General features: G+C 39.3%; 19 protein-coding genes. 10 read left to right on the top strand and 9 right to left on the bottom strand.

Translation table 11 applies throughout. The features are described 5' to 3' along the window. Positions 1-205: 205 nt before the first annotated feature. The 5 genes from trxA to PPA04_RS03780 all read left to right on the top strand — a co-directional run bounded on the left by trxA (position 206) and on the right by PPA04_RS03780 (position 4,898). On the top strand, positions 206-526 hold the full coding sequence (gene trxA / locus PPA04_RS03800) for a thioredoxin (protein WP_057783194.1): 321 nt from the start codon (positions 206-208) through the stop codon (positions 524-526). 4 nt (positions 527-530) lie between these two features. Continuing rightward, on the top strand, positions 531-1,412 hold the full coding sequence (locus PPA04_RS03795) for a DegV family protein (RefSeq protein WP_057783196.1): 882 nt from the start codon (positions 531-533) through the stop codon (positions 1,410-1,412). 98 nt (positions 1,413-1,510) lie between these two features. After that, on the top strand, positions 1,511-2,329 hold the full coding sequence (gene map / locus PPA04_RS03790; RefSeq protein WP_057783197.1) for a type I methionyl aminopeptidase: 819 nt from the start codon (positions 1,511-1,513) through the stop codon (positions 2,327-2,329). 545 nt (positions 2,330-2,874) lie between these two features. Further along, positions 2,875-3,705: a glutamate 5-kinase gene (gene proB, locus PPA04_RS03785; protein ID WP_057783202.1), complete on the top strand. Its 831-nt coding sequence runs from the start codon at positions 2,875-2,877 to the stop codon at positions 3,703-3,705. After that, positions 3,702-4,898: a glutamate-5-semialdehyde dehydrogenase gene (locus PPA04_RS03780; protein ID WP_057783204.1), complete on the top strand. Its 1,197-nt coding sequence runs from the start codon at positions 3,702-3,704 to the stop codon at positions 4,896-4,898. Before proB ends, PPA04_RS03780 begins: the two co-directional genes overlap by 4 nt. Positions 4,899-4,957: 59 nt before the next feature. Here PPA04_RS03780 and PPA04_RS03775 read toward each other — a convergent pair whose 3' ends face one another. Continuing rightward, entirely contained in the window at positions 4,958-5,335 is a 378-nt protein-coding gene (locus PPA04_RS03775; RefSeq protein ID WP_057783206.1) for a VOC family protein, read from the bottom strand. A gap of 228 nt (positions 5,336-5,563) precedes the next feature. On the opposite strand from PPA04_RS03775, the gene PPA04_RS03770 reads away from it, so the two are divergent. Continuing rightward, complete coding sequence (locus PPA04_RS03770; RefSeq protein ID WP_057783208.1) at positions 5,564-7,111, top strand: ABC-F family ATP-binding cassette domain-containing protein; 1,548 nt, start codon at positions 5,564-5,566, stop codon at positions 7,109-7,111. On the opposite strand, the gene PPA04_RS03765 is transcribed toward PPA04_RS03770, so the two are convergent. The 4 genes from PPA04_RS03765 to PPA04_RS03750 form a co-directional block, all read right to left on the bottom strand. Continuing rightward, the gene (locus PPA04_RS03765) at positions 7,054-7,665 is read right to left on the bottom strand and encodes a hypothetical protein (protein WP_147206714.1); all 612 of its coding nucleotides are present in this window, start codon (positions 7,663-7,665) and stop codon (positions 7,054-7,056) included. The genes PPA04_RS03770 and PPA04_RS03765 overlap by 58 nt on opposite strands. A gap of 188 nt (positions 7,666-7,853) precedes the next feature. Then, complete coding sequence (locus PPA04_RS03760; RefSeq protein WP_057783211.1) at positions 7,854-8,237, bottom strand: hypothetical protein; 384 nt, start codon at positions 8,235-8,237, stop codon at positions 7,854-7,856. 174 nt (positions 8,238-8,411) lie between these two features. After that, on the bottom strand, positions 8,412-9,320 hold the full coding sequence (locus PPA04_RS03755) for a proline-specific peptidase family protein (protein ID WP_057783213.1): 909 nt from the start codon (positions 9,318-9,320) through the stop codon (positions 8,412-8,414). A gap of 53 nt (positions 9,321-9,373) precedes the next feature. Beyond that, complete coding sequence (locus PPA04_RS03750; RefSeq protein ID WP_147206713.1) at positions 9,374-9,934, bottom strand: DUF5698 domain-containing protein; 561 nt, start codon at positions 9,932-9,934, stop codon at positions 9,374-9,376. Between the two features lie 61 nt (positions 9,935-9,995). Between PPA04_RS03750 and PPA04_RS03745 the strand changes: the two genes are divergently transcribed. After that, positions 9,996-10,889, top strand: a complete 894-nt coding sequence (locus PPA04_RS03745) for a biotin--[acetyl-CoA-carboxylase] ligase (RefSeq protein ID WP_057783217.1) — start codon at positions 9,996-9,998, stop codon at positions 10,887-10,889. A 100-nt stretch (positions 10,890-10,989) separates the two neighbouring features. Here the strand turns inward: PPA04_RS03745 and PPA04_RS03740 are convergent, their stop codons facing one another. From PPA04_RS03740 to PPA04_RS03730, 3 genes are all read right to left on the bottom strand, one after another. After that, complete coding sequence (locus tag PPA04_RS03740) at positions 10,990-13,428, bottom strand: Xaa-Pro dipeptidyl-peptidase (protein ID WP_057783219.1); 2,439 nt, start codon at positions 13,426-13,428, stop codon at positions 10,990-10,992. Positions 13,429-13,504: 76 nt separating this feature from the next. Next, positions 13,505-14,164 (bottom strand): GNAT family N-acetyltransferase, encoded by a 660-nt coding sequence (locus PPA04_RS03735; protein WP_057783221.1) that lies wholly within the window; start codon positions 14,162-14,164, stop codon positions 13,505-13,507. Positions 14,165-14,248: 84 nt separating this feature from the next. Then, the gene (locus PPA04_RS03730) at positions 14,249-15,652 is read right to left on the bottom strand and encodes an APC family permease (RefSeq protein ID WP_057783223.1); all 1,404 of its coding nucleotides are present in this window, start codon (positions 15,650-15,652) and stop codon (positions 14,249-14,251) included. Between the two features lie 475 nt (positions 15,653-16,127). Here PPA04_RS03730 and PPA04_RS03725 point away from each other — a divergent pair, with 475 nt between their 5' ends. Then, positions 16,128-16,889 (top strand): bifunctional hydroxymethylpyrimidine kinase/phosphomethylpyrimidine kinase, encoded by a 762-nt coding sequence (locus PPA04_RS03725; RefSeq protein ID WP_147206712.1) that lies wholly within the window; start codon positions 16,128-16,130, stop codon positions 16,887-16,889. A 4-nt stretch (positions 16,890-16,893) separates the two neighbouring features. Next, positions 16,894-17,445 carry an ECF transporter S component gene (locus PPA04_RS03720; RefSeq protein WP_057783227.1) on the top strand — a complete coding sequence of 184 codons (552 nt, stop codon included), beginning with the start codon at positions 16,894-16,896 and terminating at the stop codon, positions 17,443-17,445. 85 nt (positions 17,446-17,530) lie between these two features. On the opposite strand, the gene PPA04_RS03715 is transcribed toward PPA04_RS03720, so the two are convergent. Then, entirely contained in the window at positions 17,531-17,710 is a 180-nt protein-coding gene (locus PPA04_RS03715) for a hypothetical protein (RefSeq protein WP_057783230.1), read from the bottom strand. A gap of 139 nt (positions 17,711-17,849) precedes the next feature. On the opposite strand from PPA04_RS03715, the gene PPA04_RS03710 reads away from it, so the two are divergent. Next, the gene (locus PPA04_RS03710; protein ID WP_057783232.1) at positions 17,850-18,422 is read left to right on the top strand and encodes a guanylate kinase; all 573 of its coding nucleotides are present in this window, start codon (positions 17,850-17,852) and stop codon (positions 18,420-18,422) included. Positions 18,423-18,460 lie beyond the last annotated feature (38 nt).

Below are 18,460 nucleotides of genomic sequence, written 5' to 3'. Positions count from 1 at the left end.
ATCTCGATAGGACTAAACGCCACAATCCGCTCACTTTTTTAGGACAGCTCCTTGCAGCAGACTTACCAATATAATCATGCCTAACCGCAGGATCACGATCCCGCTAGCGGCACAATTATATTGGTAAGCCAAACGCTGCAATCCGCTCACTTTTTTTTCATTATGCTATAATTCATTCATAAGCTTCACAAACGGAGGAAATGACATGGCTGTTACCATTACAAGTTACAATATTGATGAAGAAACGGCTGACGGGCTTGTTCTTGTTGACTTTTGGGCCCCTTGGTGCGGGCCTTGCAAAATGCTTGAACCTGTCCTTGATCAGCTTGAACCTAACTACAAAGGTAAAATTAAATTCGGTAAACTCAACGTTGACCATCAACAAGAAATTGCCGAAAAGTATAAAATCATGAGTATTCCAGCACTAGTTTTATTTCGTGATGGGAAGGCCGTTGAAAAAGTCACCGGCTTTTACCCTCAAGACAAGTTAACAAAATATTTGGATTCCAAAGTGGAGACTAGGTGACAAAATGAAAATTGCGGTTGTTGTCGATAGTTCCGCTAATATTCCTGAAAAATTAGTTCGTCAGTATCATTTAATCGTGATCAATCAACCCATTCTTTTTGGTAATCATCTTTATCGAGAAGGAGTTGATTTATCATCTTCTGAATTCTATAAAAGACTCAGAAATGATAAAACAGTTCCCACCGCCTCACAAGTTGCCATGAGTGAAATGCAAGGCGTCTTTACCGACCTTGCCCATCAAGGGTATGAGGCCGCAATCTGTGTGGGTGTTTCTGGTGGGCTTAGCGGGTTTATTACCAATTTGAAGGCTTTCGCACCTTCCGTCAAGGACTTAGACGTTTATGCCATTGATTCAATGATGGCATGCGCTGCAGAAGGTAACCTTGCCTTACTTGCCGCGGCCCTTGTTGATCAAAACTATTCAGTTCATGATATTTTAAAACAAGTTAAGAAGTTACAAGAAGCAACCCATTTTCTGCTTGTTGTTTATAATATGCGTGCGTTATCCAAAACAGGCCGTATTATGAGCCGTTCTCCATTGATTGGAGCAATTTTGGGCACACGTACAATCCTAACGTTTAATAAAGCCGGGAGATTGGCCCTTGTGACGAATGCCCATCATATGGATAATGCGTTTAAAAAAGTGAAATTAATGATGGATGAAAAACTATTGAACAGTTCAGTTAAGCAAAGAATTAGTGTACTAGATGCCAACAATAGTGAATTGAATCAGGAATGGCAATCGGAAATAAGAAACCAATATCAAACGGCCACAATTGAAACTGGTGAGATTGGCCCATTTATGGGTGTCCATACGGGTGAAAAGTCAATGGGCATCGTTTGGGCGCCAGATTGGCAAGATTTTCTTGGTAGCGACGTGCACTAGCAAAGCATAATTGTTTGTGAACAACGGCTTCAACTGAACCAAACGTTTGACTTGTGCTAAGATAGAATTGATGAATTAAAAAATTGGGAGATAGTGAAATGATCACATTAAAATCAGAACGAGAAATTAAAGGAATGCAAAAGTCTGGTGCCGTTTTGGCTGGCATGCATATTGGGTTACGAAAGATTATTAAACCCGGAATTTCAAGTTGGGATATTGAAAAATTTGCGTTACGTTATTTAGCTGAAAACAATGCTAAACCTGAAGAAAAAGGGTTTGAAGGCTATGAATATGCTACTTGTGTCAGTGTTAACAATGAAGTTTGCCATGGTTTTCCACGAAAAGATCTTTTAATTAAAGATGGTGACTTGGTTAAAGTTGATACTGTGGTTAGTGTGGATGGGTATATGTCTGATTCTTGTTGGGCTTATGCGGTTGGCAATGTGAGTGATGAAGTTAAGAATTTAATGGATGTCACTAAAAAAGCGTTGTATCTTGGTATTGATCAAGCCGTTCCTGGCAATCGAATTGGTGACATTGGTCATGCAATGCAACATTACATTGAAGACGAAAATGGTTACGGTGATGTTCGTGAATTCGTTGGTCATGGTATTCAGCCAACAATGCATGAAGATCCAATGGTTCCTGGCTACGGTGATGCAGGCCGTGGCTTACGTTTAAAGGCTGGCATGACGATCACAATCGAGCCTATGGTTAATACAGGTGATTGGCGTTGTGATACTTCTGCTCCTGATGGTTGGACTGTCACAACTATGGACGGCAGTTTAAGTTGTCAGTACGAACACACTTTAGTTGTTACAAATGATGGTCCCAAGATCTTAACTTCACAGGATCCTGAATTTGATGCTAAGTATTTGTTGGAGCCCGATTTTGATGCAAAAAAATTATTAATCTAAGTATTTTGGAACAAATCAAAAGTTGGTTTACTTTTAAGTAGCCAACTTTTTTGTATTCCGGATAAAACGAAGTATTAATGTAAAGTTTGAGTAGAAAAGCGAAAGTAAATCTTTTCAGATAAAGAGAAGGCCGATAACCTTCTAATTAGGTATAAGAGTCAAAAATTTAGGAGGTAACGGCATAGAAATTATGGAAGTTTTAAAGGAGAGTCACGATTTATGTGATGTGGAAAAGAATTTAATGATTCAATACCAGGCATTGATTTCAGATGTTTTAGGCAAAGCATGGATAAATTTTGCAGATGCCCGTCTACGGGTAGTAGTCTTAACGGACGGTTCGCAAGCGACCTCACACGGCCCCACGTCAACATCGGAACGGTAAATAATGATCAAAAAAATTAGGCTTTAACTAGTTAGAGCACTATCCACTAATTTTGATACATACAAGCGAAGACGAATACTTGGACAAATTCGTGAATTCCGGTATGATAGTACGCGTGTAGATTAATAACGAAATGAAACTTTTAAAATGAAATGGTGGCAGCATGAATAAACGAAATTTAGATGCAAAGAGAATTGTAATTAAAATTGGAACTAGTTCGCTGTTGTATCAAGACACCAGTAAATTAAATTTGCGTTCAATTGAGCGTCTCGCGTTTGTATTGAGCGACTTAAAAAACCAAGGCAAGGAGGTCGTTTTAGTTTCTTCAGGTGCAATTGGTGTGGGGATGGGACGACTGGGTTTGTCAAAAAGACCAGATACAATTCCAGCTCAACAGGCAGTTGCTTCTGTGGGACAAGGCGAGTTATTAGGCATTTATGGGCGTGAATTTCAGCACTATGGTAAATCAGTAGCCCAAATGCTACTGACACGGGATGTACTAGTGTATCCCCAAAGTAAAAAGAATGTGTTCAACGCTTTTCAAGAGTTATTAAAAATGAATGTGATCCCAATAGTAAACGAAAACGATACAGTTTCAGTTGATGAATTGGATCACAAAACCAAGTTTGGTGATAATGATCAGTTGTCTGCCATTGTTGCAAATTTAATTGATGCTGATTTGTTGATCATGTTGTCTGATATTGATGGCTTTTATTCAGGAAATCCTTTGTCTAATCCAAACGCTGAGTTGTACCACACGATTACAAACATTGATGGGTCGATTATTCAGGCTGCCGGCGGTGTGGGCACAAAGTTTGGAACAGGCGGAATGGTTACGAAACTAAAGGCTGCCAAACGAATTTTGAAAAATCATCAAAAAATGATACTGGCAAATGGCAAGAATCCACGAATTATCTATAATATTTTGGCGGGCGATCCAGTTGGAACCCTTTTTGAACCAAAAGAAGTTGTCACGAAAGAAGGACTAGCATGATCACATTAACGCAGATGGGTCAAAATGCAAAAAATGCAGAACAACAGCTTTCCCAATTATCAACAATCAAAAAAAATCAAGTTTTGAAGGCTATGGCACGAGAAATACGAAAAAGTTCAGATGCTATTTTAAAAGCAAATGCAATTGACATGCAAGATGCCGAAAAAAATGGTGTTAAAAAAGTTATGTTGGATCGTTTAAAACTTGATGATGACCGTATTGCTAGCATGGCAGATGGCTTGGAAGAAGTTGCGGGATTGGATATTTCCCAAGTTCGGGTACCATTAGGTGTGATTGGTATGATCTATGAAGCACGGCCAAACGTAACGGTTGATGCAGCTGGATTGACGTTTAAATCCGGGAATGCGGTCATTTTACGTGGCGGTAAAGAGGCCATTCATTCTAATCAGGCGCTTGTGACGGCGCTACGAACTGCCTTAAAGACCGAAACAATTGCAGAGGATAGTATTCAACTTATTACCGATACTTCCCATGAAACGGCGACCGCTTTAATGCAACTGACAGCCTATTTGGATGTGTTAATTCCTCGAGGAAGTGCCAAGTTTATTCAAATGGTTGTTCAAAAGGCTAAAGTCCCGGTAATCAAGACAGGGGCAGGTAATTGTCATGTTTATGTCGACGAGGTGGCTGATTTACAAATGGCCACAAATATTATTGTGAATGCCAAAACACAACGCCCTTCGGTATGTAATGCCATGGAAAAATTGGTGGTAAATGAGGCAGTGGCTGAGGAGCTATTACCAATGGTTGCTAAAGCCTTAAAGCCGTTTAATGTTGATTTACGCGGGGATGAACGGGCAAAGTCAATTTTACCCGATATTAGTTTGGCAACTGAAGAAGATTGGGGAACAGAATACAACGATTATATTATGGCTATAAAAGTGGTTGATGATTTGGATCAGGCAATCGACCATATAAATCGTTATAATACCAAGCATAGTGAAGCCATTATTACAAACAACTATGCACACAGCGAGCAATTTACCAAAGAAATTGATGCAGCGGTTGTCTATGTGAATGCATCGACCCGGTTTACGGATGGCTATGAATTTGGATTTGGTGCTGAAATCGGCATTAGTACTCAAAAATTGCATGCCCGTGGACCAATGGGCCTTAATGAAATCACGTCAACTAAATATGTGATTCGTGGAAACGGACAAGTACGAAAATAGAAAAAAGCTTTTGGCTGGTTAGAATTAGCTAACTTTGCCAAAAGCTTTTTTAAGTGAAACTAGTAGTTACTAATTTCGATTAAATTGGCGTCTGGGTCACGGACATAGACGGAAGTGAGTTTGCCGTGAGCGCCAGTTTTTTGAACTGGTCCTTCAATAATGTCGACATAATAACTCTCGAGATGGTTAATCACTTCGGGAAGTTTGTCTTTAACCACAATGCAAAGGTCAGCAGAACCCGGTGTTGGTTTATCAGCAACGGGTTCATGTGGTTCGTCGACAAGCTGAAAGTTAATTTTTTGTTTGCCACAAAGAACGGCTTTTCGATCGGCATCAAACGTTAAGATTGGCATGTCGAAAACTTCATGATAGAAACGCAGACTTTTTTCGATGTCAGTAACTGTTAAAACAAGGTGATCAATTTCACGAACGTTCATGATAGAAAACTTCCTTACTAAGGTATGATTAATTTAATAACAATAGTATAGCATAATCTATATTTGAAAATAATTTGAGCACCAGTTAAAAGCTATCCCTGATGAAATTGTAAGCACTATCTTTTTAAAAAGTGTGATTGGCTGGTGAATTGCCTTAGTTGACGGTGTTTAGACCTTTGTGATACGGTTGTTATTAGTTGTTTTAGGAACGGATAGAAAGTGAGAATTATGAGTATATTATCAGTAGCAAACTTATCCCATGGATTTGCGGATAAAAAATTATATGACGATGCCGGTTTTGAACTGAACAAACAAGATCATATGGGGATTGTTGGTCAAAACGGGGCAGGGAAAAGTACCTTAATTAAAATTTTAACAGGTACAATTTTACCTGATGAAGGCAGTGTGAAGTGGCAAAATAAGGTCACTTATGGTTATTTGGATCAGTATGCGGATATTCCAGATGGCGATACCCTTTATCAATTTTTGACTACGGCGTATGCCCATTTATTTGCCTTGAAAGATAAAATGGACAAGTGCTATGCGGATTATGCTGAAAATTTAGATGATGACCTATTAGAAAAAGCTGGCCGAATTCAAGAAACCTTGGAAGCCAATAACTTTTATGATATTGATACGGAAATTGCTCGTGTCATGACAGGTCTGGGTTTGGACGATATTGGTCGTGATCACATTGTCAGTGAAATGAGTGGCGGACAGCGGTCAAAGATTATCTTGGCGAAACTCCTTTTGCAGAATCCTGATGTGTTACTTTTGGATGAACCGACCAACTACTTGGATACTGCACATATTGACTGGCTAGAAAATTATTTAACCAACTTTACGGGAGCCTTTATTGTTATTTCCCATGATTACGACTTTTTGACTGAAATTACGAACTGTATTTGTGACGTAGCGTTTGGAAAAATCACGAAATATCGTGGTAATTTCAAAGCCGCAATGAAACAAAAGGATGCCCGAAAAGAGGCCCAATTGAAGGCTTTCGAGAAGCAACAGGTTGTGATTGAAAAAGCTGAAAAATTTATTCGAAAGAACAAGGCCGGTTCTCATTCGACAATGGCGAAGTCTCGAGAAAAGATGTTGTCACATCTAGATCGGATTGATCCACCAAGTGAGAATTTGCGTTCACACTTTGATTTTCCCTATCTGGAAACAGGTTCACAAAATGCCGTCGCTGTTAAAAAGTTGGCTGTGGGTTATGGAAAACGTCAATTACTTGAACCAGTTACCTTTAGCTTGACGGCCGGCGAAAAGATTGCCTTTTCTGGATTTAATGGAGCTGGTAAATCAACCTTAATTAAATCAATTTTAGGAAGAATTCCGGCTTTAAGTGGCACAACAGTCTTTTCTCCATCTTCTAAAGTGAATTATTTCAGCCAAGAGTTAATCTGGGATAACCCTGAATTGAATCCTTTGGAAACAATTCAAGAAAAGTATCCCACAATGTTACCCAAAACTATTCGAACCAAACTTGCAAAATGCGGAATCAATGCGGCTGATACCCAAAAGCCAATGCACATTTTAAGTGGTGGTGAGCAAACAAAGGTTAAGCTTTGTTTGTTGGAATTAGTTGAGTCTAACTTTTTAGTGATGGATGAACCGACGAACCATTTGGATGACGAAACGAAAGCTGCTTTGAGTGAAGCCTTACAAAAATTCAAGGGTAATTTGATCGTTGTCAGTCATGAGGACGGTTTTTATACCAACTGGATTGATAAAGAATTAAATGTTGAGAAATTACGGATTGATAAATAAGGACCAGAAACGTAAAACGGAACAGAGAAATTTTTCTCTGTTCCGCTTTTTAGTTCATTTTGAGATTTGGTTAGGTGGGTCTGGATAATCGAATTAGGGGTCGATTCTGATACTGTAAGCCGTGTCTGTATGAAACCTTGGCCAATAGCACAAACAACGAGCAATAAGATGAGCAATCCACTAAATACGGGATGTTTAGACTTTTTTGGCGGAGACTGGTTAACCGTTAGTTTAGACGTATGCCATAAATTGACAAAGAAGTTTGGGAGATACCAAATCAAAATGAGATCAAAAGCAATAAGTAAAAATTGCAGCACATTTGGCAAAGTAACCAAAACCGAAGAAATTTTGATCCCACCGGAATTGTTTGCATAAGGGAGAACTGTCATTGAATTCCCTACTTTTTGCTGATTATAAAAGTAGGTGGGCACATCCCGGATAACTCTTTGATCAATTCCCAAATCGTTTTGAAATTTCAGGGTAAGATTGTTTGTAGTGTAAGAAGCTTGTCCATAACGGGTTCTGGTTTTAATGTTAGTTTGCTTTTTTTTCACGATTTTAGCCTTAGTTGGAATGGTATAAGTTGACGATTGAAAAAAGTCAAAGGCTAAGGGCTCAAAATAGTTAGTGTAGCTCCATTGGGTTAAACCTATCAATACTAAAAGTACTGTGATTAAAAGATCTAGATGTACCAAGTTATATAGCACAGTTGGATTTCCCAATTTGAAATGGGTAATTCCTTTTAAATAAGACGAATTAAATAACTTATGGTAACTAAGAGCGAACCACCAAGAAAGAGGGGTAAAGATCGCCAATCAACTTTTAAAGATTTGACTGCTAAACGATCATCATAGCGGTGATAAATTGTTCTTGTAATGGCCAGATTTTCGGACTTAGCCCAGGCTTGGTAGTCATTCTTAGTTAGTATAATATGCTTATCATCGCTTGTTTCTCCTTGATAACCGGTTATCTTTCCGTACCTGTTTTGAACGACTGTAATTTGATCAATCGTTTTTGTGCCAACAGGATGCACATTTTGAAAATTATCCTGGCATAAAGATAACCCAAAAATGGCAAACAGAAAACATAGGGCATAGATAAACTCTTGTTTTAATTTTGTCCACATAAGGTGAGACCGTCACTTTGCTTGAATTGTAAGCTGTTAAAAGCTTAGCACACTTTTGTCTACAATTTTCAACTAAATTGGGGAATACTATTAAAAACACAAAAAATCTGAAATTAAGATTATCATCCGAGTCATTTCCGAATGTAACTTAATTCCAGATTTTTAATTTGATATTTAGAATTTGCCACTTTCAACATCACGAAGATAATCAGCAAGGTGTTTGAAGTAAACAGGTGCGTTATCAATCATGTGATGATGGCCACCGTTTGGTGTTGTGACTAAACGAGAATTAGGAATTGCTTGTGCCATCCGTTGTGCAGATTTCAATGGCATGGTTTCATGTTCACCAAAAGTTAACAAAGTTGGCACTTTGATCTTGTGGATTTGATCGCGGATATCCCATTCTTTAAGTTTTCCAGTCACAACAAATTCATTGTCACCTTGGAAAGCGTTGTAAACTGGAACAGCCATTGTATCCACCAAATGTGAAATTGCTGGTGGCTGTTTGCGATCCACATAGCCCTTATTTAAAACTTCAACAAGTTCTTGGTAACGGGCATTATGCCAGTCGCCATTCTTTTCACAATCGCGCATGAACTGAGCGTCTTTAGGTGAGAGTGCCTCGTCACGAATGGCATCTTGATGTTCGAGATATTCATCAATATTATCAACCATGCTGGAAATAATGGCACCCTTCAAATGACTGCCGTATTTCAACGCATAGAGCATGGTTAAAGCGCCACCCCAGGATTGACCAATTAAATAAAAATGATCAATGCCGAGTTTTTGACGAACTTCTTCAACTTCACTCAAGAAATAGTCATAAGTCAAATACTTATCAGCTATTTTAGGATCTGAATAATCAGGTTGATCAGAATACCATGACCCTAATTGGTCATAATAGTGTACCTGAACATTTAACCCTTGTTTCTGGAGTTCATCATGAAAGTTTTCCCAGTATTCATGATTGCCACCGGGGCCACCATGTAAGGCTAGCAAATGAATTTTGCTATCTTCACCGTCTGTATGTGTCCACAAATGATAACCGTTATCCAATGTGATAATTTTTGTTCCTTGTTTCACCAGATCACCCTATTTCGTTTTAGTTAACCCTTATTCTAGCAAAAGAACCGCAACTACTCAATATTTCGGTTCCGATTTTGGGCCCGTTTTCGCATTGTTTTTCGCCAAAATCCACCTTTGATGAATTTTGGTTCGTAGGAAATAATAAACGCGTCGGGATTATTATCCTCAATAAAACTGTAAAGATGTTGTTCCCGTTTTCGGGGAGTTAAAATTTCAAACTCAAGGCGAGCTCCTTCACGACCCTGGGCATTTTTAACGGTGACGCCATAGCCTTCAGCACGAATGGTTTCTGCAAATTGCTTACTTTCATCAGTTTTTGGTAGAATCACATTAACGTCCAACAACCCTAAGCGCAATTTATCTTCTAGCCAGGTGCCAAAGTAAATACCGGCCGCGTAACCAAGGGCATAAGCAGCAATATTCAATACATTGTTGAGTTTGCTTAATACTAAGCTTAAACCCACAACGTAGGTCACAATTTCGGCAATTGATAGCAGGGACGCCCAGAATTTATATCCCTTCATTTCCAATAGTGTGCGGATAGTATTCATTGTGATGTATGCAAAACTCAAAACGAAAATAAGTGCGATTAAACCATAATTCATGAAGATGCCTTCTTTCTTTGAGGATTAATATGGTGCAGTATAACAAAAATAATGGGAACCCGGCAAGGTGGAAAAATATTTTGCCTTGTTTTTCGATTGCCTAAGTTCTTGTTCTAATGGCAATCAATTGGTAGAATTAACTCAAAATTGCAGACAGGGGACGGTTGCTATCAAATTCGATTCAAAAATGGTTGAACAAAACTTAATTCAAGCTGGGTTAGCCATCCAATTGCATACGTTTGATCAGATTGATTCCACCAATGCTGAAGCAAAACGTGTGGGTCAACAAACAGGCAGAATCACGCAGCCGCAGGTATTTATTGCGAATCATCAAACCGGTGGCTATGGGCGTTTAAATCGCGATTTTTATTCACCAAAAGATAGCGGTCTGTATGTGAGTTTTTTAATCCCAATCGCGGCTGAAAACTTTAACCCAGGGCTGTTGACTACAATGACTGCCGTGGCTAGTGTGGAAGCCATTGAAAAACATTTCTCGGTCCGGTTACAAATTAAATGGGTTAATGATTTGATTTTGGCAAATCGAAAAGTGGGTGGAATTCTTGCCGAAGCGATCACAAATCCAGTAACTAACCAAATTATAGGAGTTGTCATTGGAATTGGCGTAAATTTAAGCACAACTAATTTTCCGGATGAGCTTCAAAAAGTTGCTATTTCACTCAGCAATCGGCCAGATGCCAAGGATCAAACGGCTTTTGTAAATGACTTTATTACTAACTTTTTTAACCATTTAGAAACCTATCAAACTGGTGATTTCATGACCCAATATCGAAAAAAGTCTTCCGTAATTGGACATCATGTTCGCGTACAGTTTCAAAATAACACAGTGACAGGTGTCGTTTCAGATATTGATGATGACGGTGCGTTGCTATTGAAAACGGACAATCAGAAATTGAAAATTACCAGTGGCGAGATCATTCACGTGCGGCCAATAAATGAATAAGGACAAGAAAACAGGCTGAAGGAAAATCCTCCAGCCTGTTTTTAGGTTCTGAAACCCGTTTAGCTACGATAACTAAACGATTCAAAACGCAAACTGTCAACTATTTAATTGGTAAACTCATTTTGCACTTGTTAATTTGTAACGAGTACTGCAGTTCTTGGTTACCACGAACTGTGGTACCAAAATCAGTGGCATACACAACTAAACCAAGTTGATGGCCTGCCAACAAGTGATAGAAAGTAGGCTGCAATTCAACCGTCAAGTCGTAAAAATCATTGGCCTTCAGTTCGTCAACTTTATAGTTATTTTTGCGGTTTTGTAAATTAATATGTCCATTCGTAATCATCTTCCAAGGTGTGGCTTCTTTTTGCAAAGTGAACTCGCGAAGATTATCACGTCGCCAATCATAAGTACCACTTAAAGTTTTAGAAGCCAAAATGGTTGGATTGACAGTTAGTCGTTTGGCATCCCCAAAATCAACCAACTGGAAGCTCAACATGCCAAATGGTTCGTTAACTGCCACCCGAATTTGTAATTGAACACGACCGTCAATATAAGTATCTTGATCATATTGACTAGTTTTGAAAATTAAGCGATTATCACGCAAACGGTTCTCACCAGTTGTATCGTGGTTGGTGGTTAATAAATCGCGTTCCCAAACATCAAGATGCTTCTTATAGAAGTCAAACGTATCAGGATCTAGGTGATCACTGAATGAAGCGGCAGCGGTTCGGACTGGCACTGTTTCAGGAACTAATTCTTTGGCTTCAAAATTGAAGATTTGGTGGTTATCCTTTGGTGATTGCCAGTCTTCATACGTGTTCCAAGTTTCTGGTTCAACGTTATCTTGAATTAAAACGTCTGGAAGTAACTCTTTGGCATGATTTTCAATTCCAAACAGTTCATGACTAAACCAAAGATTCATCATATCAGTGAAATCCAGTGAACGAAAGGCATTAATGTAAATGTGTTGGCCCTGATGCAAGATTAATTTCTTAGCAACAGGTACATCACGAAGTGCGTTCCAAAGATTGCCCACATTACGAGGCTTGACGTTCCAGTCATTTAAACCGTGGACCATCACTATGTCAGCTTTGATGTTTTTAACGTTGTTCAGATAGTTCCGTGTATCCCAGTAGTGACTGTAATTACCAGTCGTGCGATCCTGATCTTTCGTCATGGCGGCTAAAACTTGATCAAAAAAGGCTTTGATCTTAAGATAGTCACCAGGTTTTTGCATGCGACTAAAGACTTCAGTTGCGAGTACATCCATATCTTCACCTTGGAAGGTATTTGGGGCAGCGACTAAACCGCCATCTCGGTAGTAATCGTACCAACTTGAAATTGCGGCTTCAGAAATTGCAGTTTTCAATCCAGCTACTCCGGTCGTAGCAGCGGCAGTGGCCAAGGTACCAAGGTAAGAACGACCGGTCATTGCAATTTTGCCATTCGACCACCAAGCTTTAATCGCAATATTATCGGTTCTATTGGTGAAAGCCGTGCGATTGCCAGCTAGCCATTCGATAACGGCAATTGTCGAAACAGTTTCAGAGACGGCTCCGGTATCGCGAATCCCGTCTGAGTCTTTAGTTCCAATTCCAGCGGCATAAACAACTGCGAAACCACGTGTGAGAAAGTAGTCGTTTAAAGTATAAGGAGCTTCCATCGCAAAGGTCTCGTCAGCTTCCTTTTGTTCGCCTGCAATTTGACGTTTCGCTGGCAAGGGCTTTGGTTCGTCTTGATAGTGAATATCTTCATAGGTCAGCTCATTTGGTTCTTTTTCCTCCAGCGGCACATCCACGTTGTGCATCATTGCGCTACCGGCTTCATCGTTGATTCCTTGATTATAAGGACTAGCGGTGTATAAAACAGGTGCCTTAAAGCCCTGTTCAGTTTGACGAGGTCGAAGAATTTCTACCTTGAGTAAATCTCGTTTGCCATCTTCATCGGTATCCAAAGGGGCTTCCACATAAACAACATCGCGAATTAACTGATGGGGATCAAATACAGCCTGTGCCTTGCCGTTAAAGAAGAGGGGTTCTGTGGCTTGCTCATAAAATGGCACAAAATAGCCATCTTGCGTTAATTTATCTAAATAAGTTTGACCATTTTTTGTGTGCGTACATAAAAGCAAATACCACGCGTGTAACAGGTCGGCTTTGGACTGGATCAAGTCAGAAACAGTCGGTAGTTGAATCCGTTTCATAGCCTGCAAAGGTTCGTCAAGCTCAAAATCAGTGTCAACATCGAACTGCAAAAGCTGCAAAGCAACACAGTAAAAGACTTCATTAGTGATTGGTTGGGTGTTTTCCAAAAAATCTCCCAGTGTTGTGGTGGGAGTAGCTAAATAATTATCTAATTTTTGTTTAAAAACCGTTTCACTTTTGGCTTCTAAAATAGTTTTGTGTAAGAGAACTTTCCAAACTGCGATTGGGCTCTCTAACTTATCAACAGAATCATCGATAAAGTGAATAGCTCGTAATTCTTTGAGTTCGGTTGCGGGATCCACTGTTTCAATAGCGAATTGATTATTTTTCATAATATAAAAAACCTCCGAAAAGTTGTATGGCACCAATTATACGCCAATATAAGTGAACTGGTGACATGTCTGAAAACTAATTTAAATCTAGTAGGTAAATATGTTCTTGAACCACTTTAGTTACGTTTTGAAGAAGTGCAATATTTTTCTTTTGTCCTACGTAGTAATTTTCGTCTCCGTTTTTGGCGTAAGGTATTTCTTGATTAAATTTTGAAAAAAGGGCTACTTCGCACTGTTTTTTGATTTGAGTTCGAGAAAAAGTTGGTACTAAGTTTTTGGGACTTGAGCCGTAAACAATATATCCGCCAAAGCATAGTTTTGCGCCAACTGATTGATACAATCTATTGGCTGACTTATCGCTTAACGTGTAGATGATTAATTTTCCACCATAAGACTTTAGTTGTTTTTGTGCCTCCCTCAGTAACCGTTTTGCGATACCTTGTCCTTGATAATCTGGGTGAACCGCCATTGTGTCTAGGGTTGCTAATGGGGTATGTGGTTGTAGATTGTATTCCTTTGTTCGTTTTAAACTATCCTTTAATAAAATAATATCGGCAATTCCAATTACCTTTCCGTTTATTAGTGCAACTAATGACAAAGATTTGTTATCTGGAGCGGCTTCTTTTTCACCAGTGATTTCATCGTTAAATGCACTTCTCATATATGCTAACGCCCGACAACGTAGCCAGCTTTCTAGCATGCTCGGTTGAAACAATGTAATTATGATTTCAGCCATGAAGATTACCTTCTTTCTCAGTTTTCAAGAATAAAGTTAAAAAATAAGGCTGGAAAATTATTTCCAAACCTTTTGTGTCTATAATTATTGAGAGTCATCTTTTTGTGCTAATTGACTATGATGAATACCATAGGTAAAGTAAATTAATAAACCAAATGCAAACCAGACAAGGGATGCAATCCAAGTTTCAGCGGAAAGGGTTGTCATTAGAAAGATACATAATAGTCCAGAAATAATAGGTAACACTGGATAAAAGGGAACTTTAAATCCATGGTTAGGAATATCCTTACGTTTTCGTAGTGGAATGATTCCAAATGAAACAACGGTAAAGGCGATTAAAGTTCCGATATTAACTAGGTTGGTTAATTGATCTAAGGGAACTAAACCACCCAGAATGGCAATTACAATCGTAACAATCGTCATGGCATGCAGTGGTGAGTGATTTTTTGCACTAACTTCGCCAAGTGTTTTTGGTAGAAGGCCATCACGTCCAGTTGAGTACACTAATCGTGAGCTACTGTAAATCATGGTGACCATCATGGTAGTCATCCCTGCAAGGGCACCTAGTGAAAGTAAACCGGCCATCCAGTTCTGATTAACTGACTGTAAAGCAAAGGCAACTGGATCAGCAACGTTTAATTTTGTGAAAGGAATCATTCCTGTCAAAACAATAGAAACGCCGATGTACAAAATAGTGGCAATAATTAAAGTACCGATGATACCAAATGGCATGTTACGATCGGGATTCTTAACTTCTGCCGCAGAAGAGGAAACAGCATCAAAACCAAGATAGGCAAAGAACACAGTTGAAGCACCCTGGAACATTCCCTTTACACCAAAAGGTAGGAAAGGATGCCAGTTTGTTGGTTTGACGTAAAAAGCACCTACAATAAGGAAAAGCACAATAATGGCAATTTTCACAACAACCATGATGTTATTGATTCGAATGGAAGATTTTAATCCTTTAGATAAGAAAAAGGCAATCAAACATACGATAATAACGGCCACAATGTTGATGTAAGTTCCATGAGCAGGATCAAATGGACCAGATAAAGCCTGAGGAATGTGAATACCGAATCCTGAAATGAAGGAACTAAAGTAGGCAGACCAGCCTGTGGATACAGCTGCAACGGCCAGGACATATTCCAAGATTAAGGCCCAACCAAGAATCCAACCAATTAATTCTCCGAAGATGACGTTACCGTAGGAGTAAGCACTACCGGCAACGGGAAGGGCGGAAGAAAATTCAGCGTAGCACATGGCAGCGACGGAACAGACGATGGCAGCAACCACGAAAGAAAGAATAATGGCAGGACCAGCTTTGGTTGCGGCGACGGTTCCGGGCAGGATAAAGATTCCGGTACCAATGACGGCACCGATTCCGAGGGCGATTAAATCGCCACCGGAAATGGTTTTTTCAAAACGATTGTCGCGTTCAATGTAACGATCACGACTTTCTTTGCGGAAAAGGCGTCCTCGTAATGACATAAACAACACTCCCTAGATATAGATGATCAAATTTAGTTAACTTATTAGACTATATCTAGTAAAAGATTAAAAGTCAATGAGAAAAAGAAAGTGAACGAAGCAAATCGATAGGTTTAGATAGTTAAGCAGGGTGGAAGCGGGATCGCAATCCCGCGGGAACCCTGCTTAACTATCTAAACCTGATTTGCGGAGTTGTCCTAAGGCTCAGCGGAAAAAGAGAGTGAAGGATGGGTGGAGGCGGGATCGTAATCCCGCAGGAATTATGCTTAGAAACTTCTGGCTGTTCTTCTGAGTTGTCCTAAGGCTCAACGAGGATCGATGTTTCTGCAAGTAATAGTTAGTGAACAGGCCTTGAGTACTAATCATGGTATAATGTAAAAAATTGTTTTGATGGGAGGGGATCAAGATCAAGCAAACGTTATTAATTGAGGATTTATCATCTGTAGGATCAGTTTCATTAAGCATAGCGATTCCAGTGATAACGGCATTTGGCATCCAGCCAAGTATTTTGCCATCTATGATTCTATCAACACACACCGGTGGTTTTGGTAAACCTGCAACGCTGTCTGTGGCGAAAAACTTGTCTAAATTTCAAAAACACTGGCATCAAGCAGACGTAGGCTTTGAGAATATATTAGTTGGTTATCTCGGAAGTGAAACGCAAGTTTATGAAGAGATTCATTTGCTATTGGCGGAAAATGCTTCGAAGTTGGTGGTCCTTGATCCAGCTTTTGCGGATCATGGCAAATTATATTCTGGCATGGCACAAGGCGTGGTGGATGACTATTTGCTACTTTGCCGACATGCACAAGTGCTACTACCCAATTTGACTGAAGCCTGCTTTTTAATTGGTCAAACTGTTCCCATCACTATAGATGAACAACACCTAAGGATTATATTAGAAAAATTGAGTCAAAAAACTGGGGTAGCCGATGTTGGCATTACTGGCGTTGAACTAAACAATCAAATTGGCACAGCATTTTTAAGTGACAAAAGCTTCACCTATGTATCTTCAGCAAAAATCAGCGGAAACTTTTTTGGGACCGGGGACCTTTTTTCAAGTTTAGTGTTTGGGTTTCTTTTAAGTGGTGATACTTTTTTAATGGCACTAAAATTGGCGAACCAATGGACAAGTGCGGCAGTAACAGATACTATCAAACAGTTTTCACGAGATTCACGGATAGGAATTGTTATACCATCAGTTTTATCAAAGATATTAACGTATAAGGGGAGTTAGAGTTATGCATAATAATCAATTAAGAAAAATTGTTGTGACGGCGTTATTTGCCGCGATTATCTTCATTGGGATTTCTGTTTTTCAAATTCCAATTCCGGCCTTAATCGGGAGGCCATTCGTACATTTTGGCAATGCATTAACCGCATTAGCCATCATGTTTCTTGGTTTTGGTTACGGAACTTTGGCTGGTGCCATCGGTTTAGGATTGTTTGATGTGACCCATGGCTATGCCAGTACTGCCTATCTGACGATCCTCGAGGTCGTTATTGTGGCCGTGGTAGTGACACTGGTATTTCGGTTATTCCGCCGGGATGATACAAAAAAGTGGCATATTGTCATTGTGGCATTTGTGGCCGGCTTAACGAAGATTTTTACTTCGTTCGGCAACTCGTTGATTGAGGGTGTGGCGTATCAAGGTATGCAGTGGCACGCGGCAGTTGTTGGCGCGATTGCAAGTGAGCCAGCCACCATCGTTAATTCAATTACGACGTTTGTGTTAGTGATGATTCTATACTATCCATTAAAGAAAATTTTAAATCGTTCTGGATTATTGTAAAAAAATTAGAACAATAACGCGGTATCTTTCATGAAGGTACCAAAGTTATTGTTCTAATTTTATTTTGGCGTTAGCTATTGCCGATTTATGCATCTTGTAAATTACCTTGAATAGCCATGATAGTTTTCAAGTTTTGCACAGCAGATTCAATGGTAATTCCGGTTGCTTCAAAATTGGGGTTGGTCTTATCGTTGGCGATAAAAACTTGTTTTTCAGTGTCGAGTGCGATGGTGAACCAATTGTTACTGTATTTTTCAAAGGTCATAATAATAACCCTCCTTAGTTTTATTTTTTTAGTTGAAAAGATTTCAGAAAATCAAGAAATCGCTTACATCAAACTTTATTTTTTTATTCTACAGCATGTTACAATAAAAGACAACACATATACTTATGGAGTGAAAAAATTGACTAATAAAATCATTGTAATTACTGGTGCAACTGGGACTGGTAAAACAACAGTTAGTGACTATTTAAAAACCTATTATCGCGTGCCACAAGTCATTACGCATACGACGCGACCGGCGCGTAAGGGCGAAGTGAACGGAAAAGATTATTATTTTGAAACAGATCGCAGTTTTTTTGATAACCATTATCTTGAAAACGTCGTGTATTCGGGTTATCATTATGGTTCTTCTTATGAAGGATTGGAGATTGGTTGGCAACGAAATCCGCTAGTCAGTATCGTTCTCGATACCAAAGGTGCCGTGACTTATGAGCAACAGTTGGGTGAGCAAGTCGTTGTTTTGTATTTAACTGTTTCCAATCATACTAATTTGGTCAATCGACTGAAAAAACGAGGCGATGATACTGAAATGGTGCAAAAACGAATTGCAAGTGAAGAATATCAGCGTGATTTGCAATTGCCACAGGAATTAAAAGGAAAAGCCCATGTGATACTAAATGATCATTGGGAAAACGCACGCAAACAGATTGATGTGATTATGCAAGAATTAACAAATTCGGTAGCCAATCAATAATCTGTCATGTTTGGGCTAATTATGATAAGCTTTCTAAA

The organism is Pediococcus parvulus (assembly GCF_007990205.1).
Classification (GTDB): Bacteria; Bacillota; Bacilli; order Lactobacillales; family Lactobacillaceae; genus Pediococcus; species Pediococcus parvulus.
Note: the sequence above shows the minus strand (reverse complement) of the source record. Positions and strands in the feature narration are given on the sequence as shown.